Here is a 15,881-nt window from a genome sequence, read left to right as displayed (position 1 = left end):
CGGTACCTCATCGTCCTACCACGGCTCATCGCTCGTCCCCCGCTGCCTGCTCGACAACCAGCCCGGCATCGGCGCACCGGCGCTCGAGCACGGCAATCCTCTCGCGCGCCGAGTCCAGCTCACCACCGAGGCGGTGCAACACCCAGTCGACCTCGGACATCTTGTAGCCACGCAGCACGATCTGGAACCGCACCTGCGCGACGTCGGCTCCGGTGATGTCCTGTGCCGGCAGCCGGGTCGGCGAGGTCCCGGGCGGCAACGGCTCGAGTTCCTCGCCACGGCCGAACACCACGGCGGCGAGCAGGAACACCACCGCGCCGACGAGCAGCATCACGACGAGGTAGAGGAGCACGGTTGTCACGCGACGATCCTGGCATACCGCCTACGGCGGGGTGTCAGGGCGGCTCAGCGCGCGTTCCGGACCTCCGCACGACCCGCTCACGGACCCGCGGGCACGCCGGCCGCGCTCCGTGCCCGCAAGGTGTTCATGGGCGGCCGGTCGCCGACGGAGACCTCGGTGCTCGTGGGCAACCACTCCCCGGCCACCTGCACGAACTGCGTCAGCACGGTCCCGGTCGAGGCCGGGGCCGTCTCCTCGTTGGTCGCCGGGCGCGTTCCCGTGTTCGTCCCCGGGCCCGGGTCGGGCTGGCACCGGCTCAGCACCGTACCGAGGATCTGCCTGGCCATCACCCCGAGCTGCAGCAGTGACCGGTTGCGGTGTTTACGCACCCCGAGATTGACCTGCGCGAGCGCGTCCGCGCCGTACCGCTGTTCGGTGTCGAGCAGCAGACCGATCTCCACGCCGTACCCGGTGGCGAACGGCACCGACTCCAGCAGGCTCCGTGTGGCCGCGTACTCCCCGCCGAGCGGTTGGATCAAGCCCGACAGCGCCGGGCGGAACGCGTCCAGCACAGGGCGGGCGAGCAGCTCGGTGACGCGACCGCCGCCCGTGTCCCACTCCTCGCTCTCCACCCGGAGTGGTCGCCGGTAGAAGCCCTTGACCAGGTGTACGCCGCTGTCACACAGCAACGGGCCGAGCAACCCCGGCACGAACGCCGGGTCGGGCTCGACGAGGTCGGAGTCCAGGAAGACGAGGACGTCACCGCTGGTAGCCGCCAGGGACCGCCAGAGCACGTCGCCCTTGCCCGGCACGGGCTCGATCTCCGGCAGGATGTCCCGACACCGCTCCACGCGGGCGCCGGCGTCACGCGCCCGTTCGGGTGTAGCGTCCGTCGAACCGGAGTCGACGACGACCACCTCGTCGACAAGACCACCGACCAGCGGGCGGACCGACTCCACGACGCCCGCCACCGTGTCCTCCTCGTTCAGCGCGGGCAGTACGACCGAGACCGTGGTCTCCCCCTTCGCCTGCTCCAGCTCCCGCCTCGTCCACGGCTGTGTCTGGTACGTGTGGGACAGCGATCCATCCATGTTCGCGGAGCCACCTCATCCGATCGTGCCACGTGCGGACCTATCGATCGTGTCATGCGAGCGTGCAGGCCGGCGGGTACGTGCGGCCTGCAGGGGCCTGCCTATGACGAGGTGTCCAGAGTGGCCCATTTGTCCACGGGGGTTCCGCGCCGGGAGAAGGCCTCGAGCAGCCGCACGGGGTCGGCGTCGACAGCGAGCGTGTCCCTGTGCTCGGCGCGCAGGAACCCCTCCCGCACCATGTGCTCGACCATGCGCAACAGTGGCTGGTAGAAGCCTGCCACGTCGAGCAGCCCGACCGGCTTGTCGTGCAGCCCGATCTGCATCCAGGTCCAGATCTCGAACAGCTCCTCGAGCGTGCCGATGCCCCCGGGCAGGGCGATGAAGGCATCGGAGAGCTCGGCCATCATCGCTTTGCGCTCGTGCATGCCGTCGACCACGTGCAGCTCACTGAGGCCGGTGTGGGCGATCTCGCGGTCGGCCATGCTCTCCGGGAGTACCCCGACGACCTCGCCGCCCGCGGCCAGCGCGGCATCGGCCACGACACCCATCATGCCGACCTGTGCCCCGCCGTACACCACGCGAACGCCCTGCCTGGCCAGCAGCGCGCCGAGGTCCGAGGCGTGCTCGAGATAGCGCCCTTCTGCACCCCGTGAGGACCCGCAGAACACGCATACCGAGCCGATCCCGTTGTTCACGCCCAATCCTCCCGAGTTCGCCGCACGTCAGTGCGTGGCTTCCCAGCCACGATAAGCCTCCTGCACCACCGAGACCGCGTCGGCGATGTCATCGGTCAGGTGCAGGAGCTTGAGATCGGACTCGTTGATCTTCCCGTCGGCGCACACCGTGCCTGCGATCCAGTCGTAGAGGCCTCCCCAGTACTCGCTGCCGAACAGCACGACCGGGAACTTGGTGACCTTCTTCGTCTGCACCAGCGTCAACGCCTCGAAGAGCTCGTCGAGCGTGCCGAACCCGCCCGGCAGGCAGAGGAACGCCTGCGCGTACTTGACGAACATGGTCTTGCGGGTGAAGAAGTAGCGGAAGTTGACACCGAGGTCGACCCACGGGTTGAGGCCCTGCTCGAACGGCAGCTCGATGCCAAGGCCGATCGACAGCCCCCCTGCGTCCGACGCGCCCCGGTTGACCGCCTCCATCGACCCCGGACCACCGCCGGTGATCACGGCGAAGCCCGCGTCGGCCAGCGACGCCCCGATCTCCCTGCCGAGCTCGTACTCCGGGTCCTCCCGTCCGGTACGCGCCGAGCCGAACACCGTCACGGCCCGCGGAACCTCCGCCAACGCGCCGAAGCCCTCCACGAACTCGGCCTGGATGCGCAGTACCCGCCACGGGTCGGTGTGCACCCAGTCCGTGGGGCCGCGGCTGTCGAGCAGCCGCTGGTCGGTCGTCGTCGCCTCGACAAGCCTGCCGCGGCGGAGGACCACAGGTCCCCTGTGCTTCTCCCGGGGGTGTTCGGGGTACTCGGCACCCGGGTCGGAGTCGTGATCAGCCACGGCCGCAACACTAATCGCCAAGCCGCTCAGTCGGCGAGAAACTTCCGGAGAACATCCGCTACACCGGTGATCTCCCGCGTGTCGACGTTCTCCTGCTGCGTGTGGGCCAGCGTCGGATCCCCGGGCCCGTAGTTGACCGCGGGGACACCGCGTGCGGCGAAGCGCGCGACGTCGGTCCAACCCAGCTTCGCGACCGGCTGCCCTCCTGAGGCACGCACGAGCTCGGCGGCGGCAGGCGCGGTCAGGCCGGGAGGGGCAGGCGGTGAGCGGTCCACGAAGGTGAGCTCGAACCCGTCGAAAACCTCCGCCACGTGCTCCTCCGCCTGCTCGAGGGTGCGGTCGGGGGCGAACCGGTGGTTGACCGTCAGGACGGCCTCGTCGGGGACCACGTTGCCGCTGACCCCACCGGTGACCCGCACGGCCTGCAGCCCCTCCCTGTACGTCAGACCGTCGATGACCACCTGCCGCGCCTGGTACTCCGCGAGCCTGCGCAGCGGCAGCTCGAGAGCGTGCACGGCGTTGACGCCCATCCAGGCACGGGCCGTGTGCGCACGCGCACCCGTGCAGCGCACCTCGAAGCGCAGCGATCCCTGGCAGCCCGCCTCGACCACCGCGTTGGAGGGTTCACCGACGACGGCGAGGTCACCGTCCAGCCAGTCGGGCAGCGAGCGTTCGATGCGGCCGAGGCCGTTGCGGGCGGCTTCGACCTCCTCGCAGTCGTAGAACACGAACGTCATGTCGTGCCGCGGAGCGCGGACGGTGGCTGCCAGCGACAGGAAGACGGCGTCGCCACCCTTCATGTCCACCGTGCCCAGACCGTGCAGCCGGTCACCGCCCGGACCGGTGGCGCGCCGGACCGGGAGGTTGTCGTTGACCGGCACGGTGTCGATGTGCCCGGCGAACACCACTCGCGAGGGCCTGCCGAGGGTGGTCCGTGCCAGCACGGCGTGGCCGTCCCGGACGACCTCGAGGTGACCCGCCTGCTCGCGCAGGGCCTGCTCGATGGCATCGGCGAGCGCGCCCTCGTCCCCGGAGACGCTGGGGACGTCCACGAGGGTGGCGGTGAGCTCGACAGGGTCGGAGTGCAGATCGAGAGCGGGCATGGCGCAACGGTACCGCCGGTCCGGCTGCGAGCCGCGCGGGAACCTGCCGAGTTCCCCGGACGGCGGTTGCGTACGGTGGGAACGTGCGCGCGAGAGGAAGACGGCTGGGCATCGGTGTCGCGCTCGCCGTGCTGGCGCTGCCCGCCTGCGGTCAGGCGAGCCAGGTGCCGGACGAGATCGACGACCACGTCCCCGGGCGGATCGACGTGCTGGACACCAAGATCGACGCGTTGCGCGACGACCCGTGCCACACCGAGCCTGCGCAGCGGGAGCCGAGGGACTGTGAGAAGTTCGTCACCCAGCTCGGCAACACGGCCGGAACGATGCGCGAGATCGCCCGCGACGAGCACGAGCGGCTCGCAGGACACGCCGAGCGCCTCGCGGCACGTGTCGCCGACTACCGGGACCACCGCTGCGGCACGGCACAGCCTGCCGAGGAGGACGTCTGCGTGGACGCGCTCGTCGACCTCGCCGATACTCTCGACGAGGTGCGCAGCGAGCTCGACGAATCGACCAGGTAGGCGGCCGCGTACACGCCCTCCGCTACCGTTGAACCCGTGAGCAGTGAACAGACTTCCCAGCCCGAAAGCGCAGGAGCCACCGGCGCCGGCCTCGCGACCGTCGCCACCGACGGGACGGTGCTCGACACCTGGTTTCCCCACCCGAAGCTGGTGAGCCCGAGCGGGGACGGCGGCACACAGCGACTCACCCAGGACGAGGCCACGGAGGTCTTCGGGACGGAGGCGTCCGACGTGCTCGGGCACGACACCCTCCGGGGGGTCGAGATCGTCGCGGTGCGCACCACCATCGGCTCGCTCGCCGATGCCCCTGCCGACGCGCACGATGTGTACCTGCGCCTGCACCTGCTGTCCCACCGCCTCGTCCCGCCGCACGGGCAGAACATGGACGGCGTCTTCGGTCTCCTGTCCAACGTGGTGTGGACCAGCCACGGGCCGTGTGCGGTGGAAGGGTTCGAGTCGACCCGGATGCGGCTGCGCACGCGTGGGCAGGTCACCGTGTACGGCGTCGACAAGTTCCCCCGAATGGTCGACTACGTGATCCCGAGCGGTGTACGTATCGCCGACGCGGACCGCGCACGGCTGGGCGCGCACCTTGCCGCGGGCACCACCGTGATGCACGAGGGTTTCGTCAACTTCAACGCCGGCACGTTGGGTGCCTCGATGGTCGAGGGGCGTATCTCGGCAGGCGTGGTCATCGACGACGGCACCGACCTCGGTGGCGGTGCCTCCGTGATGGGCACGTTGTCCGGGGGAGGTAAGGAGGTCATCTCCATCGGCAAGCGCTGCCTCGTCGGCGCCAACGCCGGGATCGGCATCTCCCTCGGGAACGACTCCGTGGTCGAGGCCGGACTCTACGTGACGGCGGGCACGAAGATCGCTTTCGAAGGCAAGCTGGTCAAGGCCCGCGAGCTCTCCGGGGTCTCCGGGGTGCTGTTCCGCCGCAACTCCGCGACCGGGGCCGTCGAAGCGGTTCACCGCGACGGCAGCGGTGTCGAGCTCAACGCCGCGCTGCACGCCAACGACTGACGGGACCCACCGCTCAGCCGTACCGGCTGACGGCGACGCCGGGTGGGCCACCGGGCGTGGGCTAGGGTGTGTCTCTTGATCCCCTCCGTCGCGAGCGGGGATCAGGGTGGTGGCTGGCATCGGGTCGCGCTTGGCGGAGCCGCCGGTAGTGGGTTCCTACCGGAGGCGACGAGAACGCCGCCAGCCGCCGCGCTGGCCCCGCGCAGCAGGTACGCGGGATTGAGAGACACACCCTAGCCGGCGAGCCGCCCGGCCGCGGCCGTCACCCGCTCATCCGTGGCCGTGAGCGCGACCCGCACATGCCGCTGTCCCGCCGGGCCGTAGAACGATCCCGGCGCAACGAGGATGCCCCGCTCGGCGAACCATTCCAGGGTCTGCCACGCGTCCTCGTCCCGGCTCACCCACAGGTACAGGCCGGCCTCGGAATGGTCGATCCGGAAACCTGCCGCCTCCAGCGCGGTGCGCAGCGTAGCGCGGCGCGAGGCGTAGCGCTGCCGCTGCAGCGCAAGGGCCTCGTCGTCGGCGAGCGCGGCCCGCATGGCCTCCTGAACGGGACGGGGAACGATCATGCCGGCGTGCTTGCGGACCGCGAGCAGCTCGCTGACCAGTGCCGGGTCTCCCGCGACGAACCCGGCGCGGTAGCCGGCCATGTTCGCGGCCTTGGAAAGAGAGTGCAGGGCGAGCACACCCTCGAGGTCACCGCCGTGCACCTCGGGATGCAGCACCGACACCGGCTCGTCCTGCCAGCCGAGGGGGAGGTAGCACTCGTCGGAGACGACGATCGTGCCGCGTTCGCGCGCCCAGTCGAGCACCTTCCGCAGGTGGTCGACCCCCAGGATCCGCCCTGTGGGGTTCGACGGCGAGTTCACCCACATCATCCCCGGTCGCGCGGGCCCTACCGAGACCAGACCGTCCGACCTGGCTACCGTCGCGCCCGCGAGCCGGGCCCCGACATCGTAGGTGGGGTAGGCGAGGTCGGGGATCACGACCAGATCGCCGGGACCGAACCCCAGCAGGCGGGGCAGCCAGGCGACCATCTCCTTCGAGCCGATGGTGGGCAGCACCGCCTCGGCATCGACACCGGTGACACCGTGCCTGCGCTCCAGCGCGGCGACCACCTCGGCACGCAGCTCAGCCGTACCGTGCGTAGCCGGGTAACCGGGGCTGTCCGCCTTGGCGGACAGCGCAGCGCGAACACGCTCGGGCACCGGATCCACGGGAGTCCCCACGGAAAGGTCGACCACCCCATCCGGGTGAGCTCGCGCCGTGGCCTGGTACGGCGCGATCGAGTCCCAGGGGAAGTCCGGAAGGTCCGGCCGCGCCCGAGCGGTGACTCGCCGCCCCGGCGAGGTCATTCGCCCTGCGGTGGCAAATCCTTGATCCACTGGGGATCATGGCTCGTCTTGCCCACCTTGGCCGCCCCGCCAGGCGAGCCGAGTTCGTCGAAGAAGTCGACGTTGGCCTTGGTGTAGGCAGTCCACTCGTCCGGGACGTCGTCCTCGTAGTAGATCGCCTCGACGGGACAGACCGGTTCGCAAGCGCCGCAGTCCACGCACTCGTCGGGGTGGATGTACAGCATCCGCTCACCCTCGTAGATGCAGTCAACTGGGCACTCGTCGATGCATCCCTTGTCGAGAACGTCGACGCAGGGCTCGGCGATTACGTAGGTCACTGCGCTCTCCTACTTCCGTCTTGCCTGTCTGTCCATTCGCAGATTACGCCGACGGCCCGGACACGCGGAGGTAAGGCCACCCTTAGCCGGACAACCCGTCCGCGCGTGCCTCTACCGGATGTGCGCCGGTCATCTCCCTGATCACCCGTGACGACGAAACAGCGGGACCTTCTGCCGCGGGTTTCGCGTCGTGTCCGTCGTGTCCTCTGTCACGTACATCGGCGCCGTCCGCCGGCGGGCTCGGCCCGCGGGGTCCCTCGAAGATCCCGCCGCGGAGACTCCTGTCGCCACGGAGAGCCTTCCGTGAGCTACCCACCCACGACCTCCTCATCGAACGAACGGCCACGTTGCCACCATGCCTGCCATGGCAGGCGCGGGCAATGTCGCGGGCCTGCGTGAGCCCGCTACGGCCCGCTCCGCCGTCGCAACGGTGACGTCCGTCACGGCCGGATCCGGCGCCACCCGCGCTCCGCATACCGTCGGACACCCGGAACGTGCGAGGATCTCCCTTCGTGAAGGTTGTAGTTCTGGTTGGCGGTGTCGGCGGCGCGCGGTTCCTGCTCGGGCTGAAGGCGGCACTGGGCCTACCCCCCACCGGTCCCGGCCCGCAAGGCTCGCCCCATACGGTGACGGCGCTGGTCAACACCGGCGACGATGTCTGGATGCACGGCCTGCGTGTCTGCCCGGACCTGGACACGTGCATGTACACGCTCGGTGGGGAGATCGCCACCGAACGCGGCTGGGGCCACGCCGGTGAGACGTGGACCGTCTCCGCCGAGCTCGCCGCGTACGGCGCCGAACCCGGCTGGTTCGCCCTCGGCGACAAGGACATCGCCACGCACTTGGTCCGCACGCACATGTTGCGCGCCGGCCACCCGCTGTCCGCGGTGACCGAAGCCCTCTGTGACCGGTGGCAGCCAGGGGTACGGCTACTGCCGATGACCGACGACCGGGTGGAGACGCACGTCGTCGTCGACGACCCGGACGCCCCCGAGCAGCACAAGGCGCTGCATTTCCAGGAATGGTGGGCACGCTACCGGGCTGCCCTGCCCGCGCACTCCATCGTGCCCGTCGGCGCCGAGGAGTCCGCACCCGCTGATGGGACGCTCGAGGCGATCGGCGAGGCCGACCTCATCGTGCTGGCGCCGTCCAACCCCGTCGTCTCCGTGGGCAGCGTCCTCGCCGTGCCGGGGATCCGGGACGCGTTACGAGCGGCTCCCGCCCCCGTCATCGGGCTCTCGCCGATCGTAGGAGACAAACCGGTGCGCGGTATGGCCGATGCGTGCCTCACGGCGATCGGTGTGGAGACCTCGGCCGAGGCCGTCGGCAGGCACTACGGCTCGCGGACCGGCACCGAGACCGGAATCCTCGACGGCTGGCTGATCGCCGAGGGTGAGTCCGCGGAGGTTCCGGGAGTGACCGTGCGAGACACTCCGCTGATGATGACCGACATCGATGCCACCGCCGAGATGGCCAAGGCAGCGTTCGAACTGGCCGGGTGCGACATTGACTGAACACACCACCGGACCCCGAGTGGATCCCACCGCGGACCCCGACACCACGCAGGCAGCCACGCCGGAGACCGGAGCGGTCGCCGAGACACCGGCCGAGCACGCGGCGACGAGTATCGAGCTGTTCGCCGTCGAGGGCATCCCGGAGATCCGTCCCGGAGACGACCTCGGGGAGGCCATCGCCAGCGCGGCGCCGTGGCTGCGTTCCGGGGACATCGTCGTGGTCACGAGCAAGGTCGTGTCCAAGGCCGAGGGAAGGCTGGTACCCGTCCCCCAGGATCCCGAGCCGCGCGACACCGCTCGCCGCGAGCTGGTCGACGCCGAGACGGTTCGGGTACTGGCGCGGTTCGGCCGCACGCTGATCACCGAGAACCGGCTGGGGCTGGTGCAAGCGGCCTCGGGTGTCGATGCGTCCAACGTCGCCCAGGACGAGATCGCGCTCCTGCCGACCGACCCGGACGCCTCCGCGGCCGCGCTACGGACCGCCCTGCACGAGCGGCTCGGCGTGGACACCGCCGTGATCGTGACAGACACGATGGGGCGAGCGTGGCGCATCGGGCAGACCGACGCCGCGATCGGGGCGAGCGGGCTGGCGGTCACGCACTCCTACGCGGGCGCCACCGACAGCATGGGCAACGAGCTCGCCGTCACGGAGGTGGCGATCGCCGACGAGATCGCAGCCGCGGCCGATCTCGTCAAAGGCAAGATCGCCGAGACACCGGTAGCTGTGCTGCGGGGTCTGTCGTTCGAGGACGACGCGTCACGCACGACCTCCCTGGCGCGCGACCTCATCCGGCCGCACCACGAGGACCTGTTCCGGCTCGGCACGCAGGAGGCGCGGGAGCTCGGGCACAGCGAGGCCGTCCTGCTGCGCCGGTCGGTGCGGGAGTTCTCCACCGATGAGGTCGCGCCCGATGCCGTGCGCAGGGCGGTCGCCGCCGCGTTGACCGCGCCCGCGCCGCACCACACCAAGCCGGTGCGTTTCGTGTGGCTCCGCCACCGCGAGGTGCGTATGCGAATGCTGGACGCGATGCGCGAGGCCTGGCGAGCCGACCTCGCGGGCGACGGCCTCGACAGCGAGCGCGTCGGGCGACGCCTGCGCCGCGGCGACCTCCTCTACGAGGCGCCGGAACTGGTCATCCCGTTCCTCGTCCCGCACGGCGCGCACAGCTACCCGGACAGCAGGCGCGCCGAGGCCGAACACACCATGTTCACCGTAGCCGGGGGCGCCGCCGTGCAGTCGCTGCTCGTCGCGCTCGCCACGGAACGGCTGGGGTCGTGCTGGGTCGGGTCCACGATCTTCGCCCCCGGTGTCGTTCGCGAGGCGTTGCAGCTGGACGAGGAGTGGGAGCCGCTCGGGGCGATCGTCATCGGGCATCCGGCCTCCGGAACACCCGAACCACGCGAGGTGACCGACCCGGGCGAAGGGCTCGTCGAGCTGTGAACGAGCTGCACACAGGGGCTACCGCGATGCTGCGGGACTGGCGACCGGCTACGCCCGAGCAGGACGCGCTTCGTCACTCGTTCCTGGCGTTCCTGTCCGCGCGCCCGGACGCGTGCGAGCGGGCGTGCGTACCGGGGCACCTCACCGCGTCGACGCTGCTGCTCGATCATTCGGGGGAGCACATGCTGCTCACCCTGCATCGCCGTATCGGCCGCTGGGTCCAGCTCGGCGGGCACTGCGAAAGCGGGGACGGTTCACTGGCCGGGGCGGCGCTGCGGGAGGCCGTCGAGGAGTCCGGCATCACGGACCCGGTGGTCGACCCCACCCCGGTGCATCTCGACGTGCACCCGGTCACCTGCTCTCTCGGGGTGCCGACACGGCACTTCGACGTGCGGTTCCGCGCGCACGCCCGGCCGGGAGCCGAACCCGCGACGAGCGACGAGTCACTCGACCTGCGCTGGTGGCCGGTACGCGAGCCACCGGACGGTGCGGACGACCTCACGCCACTGATCACCGCAGCGCTGCGCTGAGCCTGCCGGTGAACCGGCCACTGGGCCTGCCGGTGAACCGGCCACTGGCCGGCCCGTGGGCCCTCATACGTCGGTGGAGAAGCGGATACCGCCGTCCGGAACGGTCACGCCCGGCCACAGGCGCGCCCCGGTGATGAGCTCGCAGCCCGCCCCCACAACCGCGTCATCACCGAGCACGACGCCGTCGAGCACCGAGCCGGCACCGACCCGCGCCCGCGCGCCGAGCACGCAGTCACGCACCACGGCACCGTCGGCGACCACCGCCCCGTCGAACAGCACGGAGCCTTCCACCCGGGCGCCTGCCGCGACCGAGGCGCCCACCCCGACAGCCGATCCGCCGTCGACCACGGCGCTGCCTGCCACGTCCGCACCGCCGAGTACGAGCGACTCCCCGGTCTCCCCGGGGAGCGCCCCCGTCGGCGCGATACCCCGCACCAGGTCGGCGGATCCCTTGACGAACGCGGCCGGGGTGCCCACATCCAGCCAGTAGGTACTGTCCACTGCCCCGTGCAGGTGTGCGCCCCCGGCGAGCAACTCGGGAAACGTCTCCCGCTCGACCGAGACGGGCGTGCCGTGCGGGATTCTGTCGATGACCTCGCGCCGGAACACGTAGCAACCTGCGTTGACCTGGTCCGTCGGCGGGTCGGGGGACTTCTCCACGAATCCGGTGACCCGCCCGTCCGGATCGGTCGGCACGCAGCCGAACCCGCTCGGGTCGTCCACGGTCACCAGGTGCAGGGTGACGTCGGCTTGTGCCTTGCGGTGCGTGGTCAACAGGTGCGCCGGGTCGGCTCCGGAAAGGATATCGCCGTTGAACACGACGACGTCGTCGGCGCGTAACGAACCGGCGACGTTGCGGATGGCTCCGCCGGTGTCCAGAGGCTCGTCCTCGACGACGTACTCGAGCTCGAGGCCCAGCCGCGACCCGTCACCGAAGTACTCGGTGAATACATCGGACTTGTACGATGTCCCGAGCACGACGTGGGTGATACCCGCGTCCCTGATCCGGGAGAGCAGGTGTGTCAGGAACGGCACTCCCGCGGTCGGCAGCATCGGCTTCGGCGCGGAAAGCGTCAGCGGTCTCAGCCGGGTGCCCCTGCCCCCGACGAGTACGACGGCATCGGCTTCCTGGCTCTGCACTGCAGCCATATCTCAGTCCCCTTTCCGGTGGCACCCGCCGCACCCTTCAGCAAGGACACGCCGAAGATCACTACTTGGGCGACAGACCGTCCGACCAACTGACGCCACGCGCCGCGAAGGCATACCCTAGTCAACAACCCCGCATCCGCCACGGACCGGCAGGGCCGCGGCGGTGGGACGGGCATGACGTCGTCAGGTGCGCTGGGTGAAAAGGGCGGGAGCACGATGGATCCACTCGACAGGGCCGACGCCATGCTGTCTCGGGCCCGTGACCGGGGCACCTTCGTCGTCACACCCGACACCGCCCTGTCCCCGATGGACGAGTCCAGGACGGTACAGATCAGCAGGGCCGTCGTGGCCGACTCCGACACGGCCGACACCGACGACCCGGACGCCACCGCTGTGGTTCCACGCGCGCAGATCCGCGCACAGGACACCGCGCAGCACCACCTCACCGACCCCACGCCGACGGAGCCGCTGCCCGACCCGGACGCCGACACGCCCCCGCGCGGCTTTCCCCTGCCCGACCTGACCGAGGGCGGCACCGAGCAGCAGCGGACCGCCGAGGACGTCGTCGAGCACGAGCAGAACGACGAGCTCGTCCCCACCGTGACGCGAACCCGGCGGTCCAGCGTCACCCGCAGGCTCGACGGAGCCTGAGGTGTGTCACTCAACGAAGGTCCCGCGCGACCGCGGTCGTCGTATGCGGATCCGGCGCCCGGCTGGCCATCCGCAGCCGCACGGCGAGACCGAGCCGGACGGCAGCCAGGATCGGCTTCCAGCACGACCCTGGGTAGCGGTCCGTGAGGTAGCGATAGGCACTGGCGTGGTGGGTGGCCAGCATGCGCCGCGAGACCCTGGTCGTCGCGTGGCCACCGACGTGCATGACCTGCGCTGAGGGGACGTACACGTTGAGCCATCCCGCACGGCCCAGCCGGTCGCCGAGATCGACGTCCTCGAAGTACATGAAGTAGCGGGGGTCGAACCCCTGCACGGCCTCGAACGCTTCCCTGCGCAGCAGCAGGCACGAACCGGACAGCCACCCGGTTGTCCGCTCCGCGGGCTCGACGTCCTCCTGCCGGTAGGCGCGGGTCCACGGGTTGGCAGGCCACAGCCTCGCGAACAGGGCGTGCCCGATACCGCTGCCGAGCGTGGGCAGGGACCGCGCCGACGGGTACACGGCCCCGTGCGGGTCGGTGATCAGCGGTCCGAACGTCGCCGCTGCCGGCCACCGCTCGGTGGCCTCCAGAAGCCGGTCCAGCGCGTCCGAGCCCCATTCCAGGTCGGGATTGGCGACCACGACCCACCCGACGGAGTCGTCGAGGCCGAAGACGACCTTGTTCGCCGCGGCGCCGTAACCCAGGTTCTCGCCCATGCGCACCAGGACGACACCATCGCGTTCGGCAGCCAGCTCGGGAGTGCCGTCCGTCGACCCGTTGTCGGCGAGGACCACGCGCAGCTGGCGGGTCGTGGACTTCGCCAGGGTCTCGATGAACCTCTCCAGAGTCCTGCCCGGCGAGTAGGTCACCGTGACGACAGCGACGCCGTCACCGTACGTGCCCGATCCGGTCGTTTTGGTCACGGCGGTCATTCTCCCCGCCACGCACGGTCGTACGACTCGCGGTGCCGTTCAGCCGAGAATGCCCAGGTGAACTCCTTGGCTCGACGTTCGGCGGCCGCTGCCAGCATCGCACGGCGCCCGGGATCGTCCAGCAGCTCGGTCATGCTCCCGGCGATGTCGTCCGGCCCCACCCCGCAGTAGGCCACGGCGTCGCCACCGACCTCGGGCAGCGCGAGCCTGGCCGTGGTCAGCACGCAGGCACCACACGCCATGGCTTCCAGTACCGGCAGCCCGAACCCTTCACCGAGGCTCGGGTACGCGACCACCTCCGCTCCGCCGAGAAGGCCGGGGAGAACCTCGTAGGGGAGGTAGCCTGCGCGGATCACGCGGATCCGGTGCGGGACCTCGTCAAGGGCGCGCGCAACCTCCCCGTCCCACCCGGGTTGCCCGGCCAGCACCAGCGCGGGCCTGTCCGCCCGTCCCGCCACGGCGCGCGCGAACCCGCGGATCAGCGCGGGGACGTTCTTGCGTGGTTCGAGGGCACCGAGGAACGCCAGGTAAGGGCCCGCGCCGAGCCCGATGTGCTCGCGGGCACGGCGCACGTCCCGCTGCACAGGTACGTGGAACCGGGTGGTGTCGACCCCGTGCGGGATGACGTCGAGGGAGCCGGGCCGCACCCTGGTCACCGCGGCGAGCTCGGTGGCCGTCGCCTCGCTCGGCACGACGCAGCGAGCCGCGCTGCGCAGCGCCAGCCTGCTCCAGTTCCGGAAGAAATGCGCCTTGATGGTGGAGTGCAGCGTGGGATCGGTGAAGAACGTCGCGTCGTGCACCGTCACCACCGTCGCGGCCCGGCTGCCCAGCGGCATCGTGTAGTGCGGCGAATGCACGACATCCACGCCCAGCCTGTGAGCCAGCACGGGCAGCGAGGTCTGTTCCCAGGTCAGGCGTGCCGTGCGGGACGCGACCGACTCCGCGATGGGCACCACTCGCGCTCCGGGGGCGATCGTGCCGTAGCGCTCCCCGTCCCGCGGCTGGCACACCACGCTGACGTGGGCGCCGTCGGCATCGAGGGCCGCGACGAGCGAGTCGACGTACCGGCCCACCCCTCCCCGGTCGGCGGGGATCGCTGTCGCGTCGATCAGTACCTGCGGTTCGGTTCGTGGCACGTGTGCAGCCTACGACGCCCGGCAGGCCACGCACGTACGAACACTCGAACCAGGCCGAACCCTGCCGACGGCCCGGGGTGCGTAGGCGGGAGCGGGCAGGGCATCTCAGGAGCGGGCGACCGGCTGCGAGTCGCGGTAACCGTCCCTGTGCAGGGCCCAGACCGCTTCGGCGGCGGTGCGCCACGAGAACTCCTCCGCCCGCCTGCGCCCCTGTGCGGCCAGCTGCGCGGCCCACACCGAGTCGTGCACCACTTCGAGCAGTGACTCGCTCAGCGCCCGGACCTCACCGCGCGGCACGGTCACGCCCGCGCCACCAGCGACCTCGATCAGCGCCGGGACATCGGAGTGAACCACCGGCACCCCTGCCGCCATCGCCTCCAGCACCGGAAGCCCGAACCCCTCCGCATGGCTCGGCGCGGCGAGCACCGTCGCTCGGCGCAGCACGGCAGCCAGCTCGAGGTCCGACAGCCTGCCGAGCACGCGTACCGCCCCCGGTGGCAGGCCGCAACGTTCCGCGTGGCTCACCGGATCGACACCACCCCAGCCCTGCTGGCCGATCAACAGCAGGTCCGGCGCGCGCGGGTCCGCGCCGTGCATTCGCGCGACCGCCTCGATCAGCACGTCCAGACCCTTGCGTGGCTCGAGCGTCCCCACGCTCAGGATGTAGCGGTCGGGCAGCTCGAGATGCCCGACGTCGACAGGCAGGTCCACGCCTTCGGCAGCGGTGAAGACCTCGGTCGCGCCGTGCGCGATCACCTCGAGGCGCGACTCGCCCGGCACGTATGCCCGTAGCTCATCTGCCACCGAGCGGGTCGGTACGACGACGAAGTCGGCACGCCGCATCGCACGCGAGACCATCGACCTGTGCCAGGCGACCCCGCGCGCGGTGAGTGTGTGCGGGTGCGTCCACGGCACGGTGTCGTGCACCGTCACCGCAAGGGAAGCATTGCGATGCCTGCCGAGCGCCGGTTTGCGGGGCGGAGCGAGCGGCGTGGGCGCATGTACGGCGTCACCACCCGGCCAGTACGGCACCCCCGACTGCCACATGGCGATCAGCGCGCGGCGCGGCACCGGCAGGATGCGCGGCCCGTTCACCCCGGGGATCTCCGCCTTCTCGACGTCGTCGCGCCGGGACACCACGCTGGTGACGGTCCAGCCGGGGGGTGTGGTCTCCGCGAGCGCGCGCAGCAGTTCCGCGGTATAGCGACCGGTGCCGCCCGGCACCGGAGCGAACAACTGGTCGGCGAGCACGACGAGTTCCGGCACAA

The 15,881-nt window shown here is 70.8% G+C and carries 17 protein-coding genes; 6 read left to right on the top strand and 11 right to left on the bottom strand.

Annotation, left to right across the window (positions count from 1 at the left end; translation table 11 throughout):
• Positions 1 to 25: 25 nt before the first annotated feature.
• From CHB84_RS04890 to dapE, 5 genes are all read right to left on the bottom strand, one after another.
• Positions 26 to 361, bottom strand: a complete 336-nt coding sequence (locus CHB84_RS04890) for a DivIVA domain-containing protein (protein ID WP_089300269.1) — start codon at positions 359 to 361, stop codon at positions 26 to 28.
• A 77-nt stretch (positions 362 to 438) separates the two neighbouring features.
• Complete coding sequence (locus CHB84_RS04885; protein WP_089300268.1) at positions 439 to 1,431, bottom strand: glucosyl-3-phosphoglycerate synthase; 993 nt, start codon at positions 1,429 to 1,431, stop codon at positions 439 to 441.
• A gap of 101 nt (positions 1,432 to 1,532) precedes the next feature.
• Positions 1,533 to 2,114 carry an LOG family protein gene (locus tag CHB84_RS04880; RefSeq protein WP_089300341.1) on the bottom strand — a complete coding sequence of 194 codons (582 nt, stop codon included), beginning with the start codon at positions 2,112 to 2,114 and terminating at the stop codon, positions 1,533 to 1,535.
• Positions 2,115 to 2,153: 39 nt separating this feature from the next.
• Positions 2,154 to 2,939: an LOG family protein gene (locus CHB84_RS04875; protein ID WP_089300267.1), complete on the bottom strand. Its 786-nt coding sequence runs from the start codon at positions 2,937 to 2,939 to the stop codon at positions 2,154 to 2,156.
• Positions 2,940 to 2,965: 26 nt separating this feature from the next.
• Positions 2,966 to 4,042: a succinyl-diaminopimelate desuccinylase gene (gene dapE, locus CHB84_RS04870; protein ID WP_089300266.1), complete on the bottom strand. Its 1,077-nt coding sequence runs from the start codon at positions 4,040 to 4,042 to the stop codon at positions 2,966 to 2,968.
• 83 nt (positions 4,043 to 4,125) lie between these two features.
• On the opposite strand from dapE, the gene CHB84_RS04865 reads away from it, so the two are divergent.
• Positions 4,126 to 4,563, top strand: coding sequence for a hypothetical protein (locus CHB84_RS04865; protein ID WP_089300265.1), 438 nt, complete (start codon positions 4,126 to 4,128; stop codon positions 4,561 to 4,563).
• A gap of 36 nt (positions 4,564 to 4,599) precedes the next feature.
• The gene (gene dapD, locus CHB84_RS04860; RefSeq protein ID WP_089300264.1) at positions 4,600 to 5,589 is read left to right on the top strand and encodes a 2,3,4,5-tetrahydropyridine-2,6-dicarboxylate N-succinyltransferase; all 990 of its coding nucleotides are present in this window, start codon (positions 4,600 to 4,602) and stop codon (positions 5,587 to 5,589) included.
• A 233-nt stretch (positions 5,590 to 5,822) separates the two neighbouring features.
• Here dapD and dapC read toward each other — a convergent pair whose 3' ends face one another.
• Both dapC and fdxA read right to left on the bottom strand, forming a co-directional pair.
• Positions 5,823 to 6,944, bottom strand: coding sequence for a succinyldiaminopimelate transaminase (dapC, locus tag CHB84_RS04855; protein WP_089300263.1), 1,122 nt, complete (start codon positions 6,942 to 6,944; stop codon positions 5,823 to 5,825).
• Complete coding sequence (fdxA, locus tag CHB84_RS04850; protein WP_089300262.1) at positions 6,941 to 7,261, bottom strand: ferredoxin; 321 nt, start codon at positions 7,259 to 7,261, stop codon at positions 6,941 to 6,943. Before fdxA ends, dapC begins: the two co-directional genes overlap by 4 nt.
• Positions 7,262 to 7,773: 512 nt before the next feature.
• On the opposite strand from fdxA, the gene cofD reads away from it, so the two are divergent.
• Genes cofD through CHB84_RS04835 form a run of 3 tightly spaced genes read left to right on the top strand, consistent with a single transcriptional unit; the run spans position 7,774 to position 10,746 of the window.
• A complete protein-coding gene (gene cofD, locus CHB84_RS04845; protein WP_089300261.1) occupies positions 7,774 to 8,775 on the top strand; it encodes a 2-phospho-L-lactate transferase in 1,002 nt (333 codons plus the stop codon).
• A 19-nt stretch (positions 8,776 to 8,794) separates the two neighbouring features.
• Positions 8,795 to 10,216 (top strand): coenzyme F420-0:L-glutamate ligase, encoded by a 1,422-nt coding sequence (locus CHB84_RS04840; protein ID WP_281251730.1) that lies wholly within the window; start codon positions 8,795 to 8,797, stop codon positions 10,214 to 10,216.
• A gap of 26 nt (positions 10,217 to 10,242) precedes the next feature.
• A complete protein-coding gene (locus CHB84_RS04835) occupies positions 10,243 to 10,746 on the top strand; it encodes an NUDIX hydrolase (RefSeq protein WP_089300340.1) in 504 nt (167 codons plus the stop codon).
• 63 nt (positions 10,747 to 10,809) lie between these two features.
• Here the strand turns inward: CHB84_RS04835 and manB are convergent, their stop codons facing one another.
• The gene (manB, locus tag CHB84_RS04830) at positions 10,810 to 11,895 is read right to left on the bottom strand and encodes a mannose-1-phosphate guanylyltransferase (protein WP_089300259.1); all 1,086 of its coding nucleotides are present in this window, start codon (positions 11,893 to 11,895) and stop codon (positions 10,810 to 10,812) included.
• A gap of 174 nt (positions 11,896 to 12,069) precedes the next feature.
• On the opposite strand from manB, the gene CHB84_RS04825 reads away from it, so the two are divergent.
• On the top strand, positions 12,070 to 12,546 hold the full coding sequence (locus CHB84_RS04825) for a hypothetical protein (protein WP_141134567.1): 477 nt from the start codon (positions 12,070 to 12,072) through the stop codon (positions 12,544 to 12,546).
• 10 nt (positions 12,547 to 12,556) lie between these two features.
• On the opposite strand, the gene CHB84_RS04820 is transcribed toward CHB84_RS04825, so the two are convergent.
• The 3 genes from CHB84_RS04820 to CHB84_RS04810 all read right to left on the bottom strand — a co-directional run bounded on the left by CHB84_RS04820 (position 12,557) and on the right by CHB84_RS04810 (position 15,879).
• On the bottom strand, positions 12,557 to 13,468 hold the full coding sequence (locus CHB84_RS04820) for a glycosyltransferase family 2 protein (protein ID WP_245818561.1): 912 nt from the start codon (positions 13,466 to 13,468) through the stop codon (positions 12,557 to 12,559).
• Between the two features lie 5 nt (positions 13,469 to 13,473).
• A complete protein-coding gene (locus tag CHB84_RS04815) occupies positions 13,474 to 14,613 on the bottom strand; it encodes a glycosyltransferase family 4 protein (RefSeq protein WP_089300256.1) in 1,140 nt (379 codons plus the stop codon).
• Between the two features lie 105 nt (positions 14,614 to 14,718).
• A complete protein-coding gene (locus tag CHB84_RS04810) occupies positions 14,719 to 15,879 on the bottom strand; it encodes a glycosyltransferase family 4 protein (protein WP_089300255.1) in 1,161 nt (386 codons plus the stop codon).
• Positions 15,880 to 15,881: the final 2 nt, after the last annotated feature.

It is taken from the genome of Haloechinothrix alba, from assembly GCF_900188115.1.
Lineage (GTDB): Bacteria > Actinomycetota > Actinomycetes > Mycobacteriales > Pseudonocardiaceae > Haloechinothrix > Haloechinothrix alba.
Note: the sequence above shows the minus strand (reverse complement) of the source record. Positions and strands in the feature narration are given on the sequence as shown.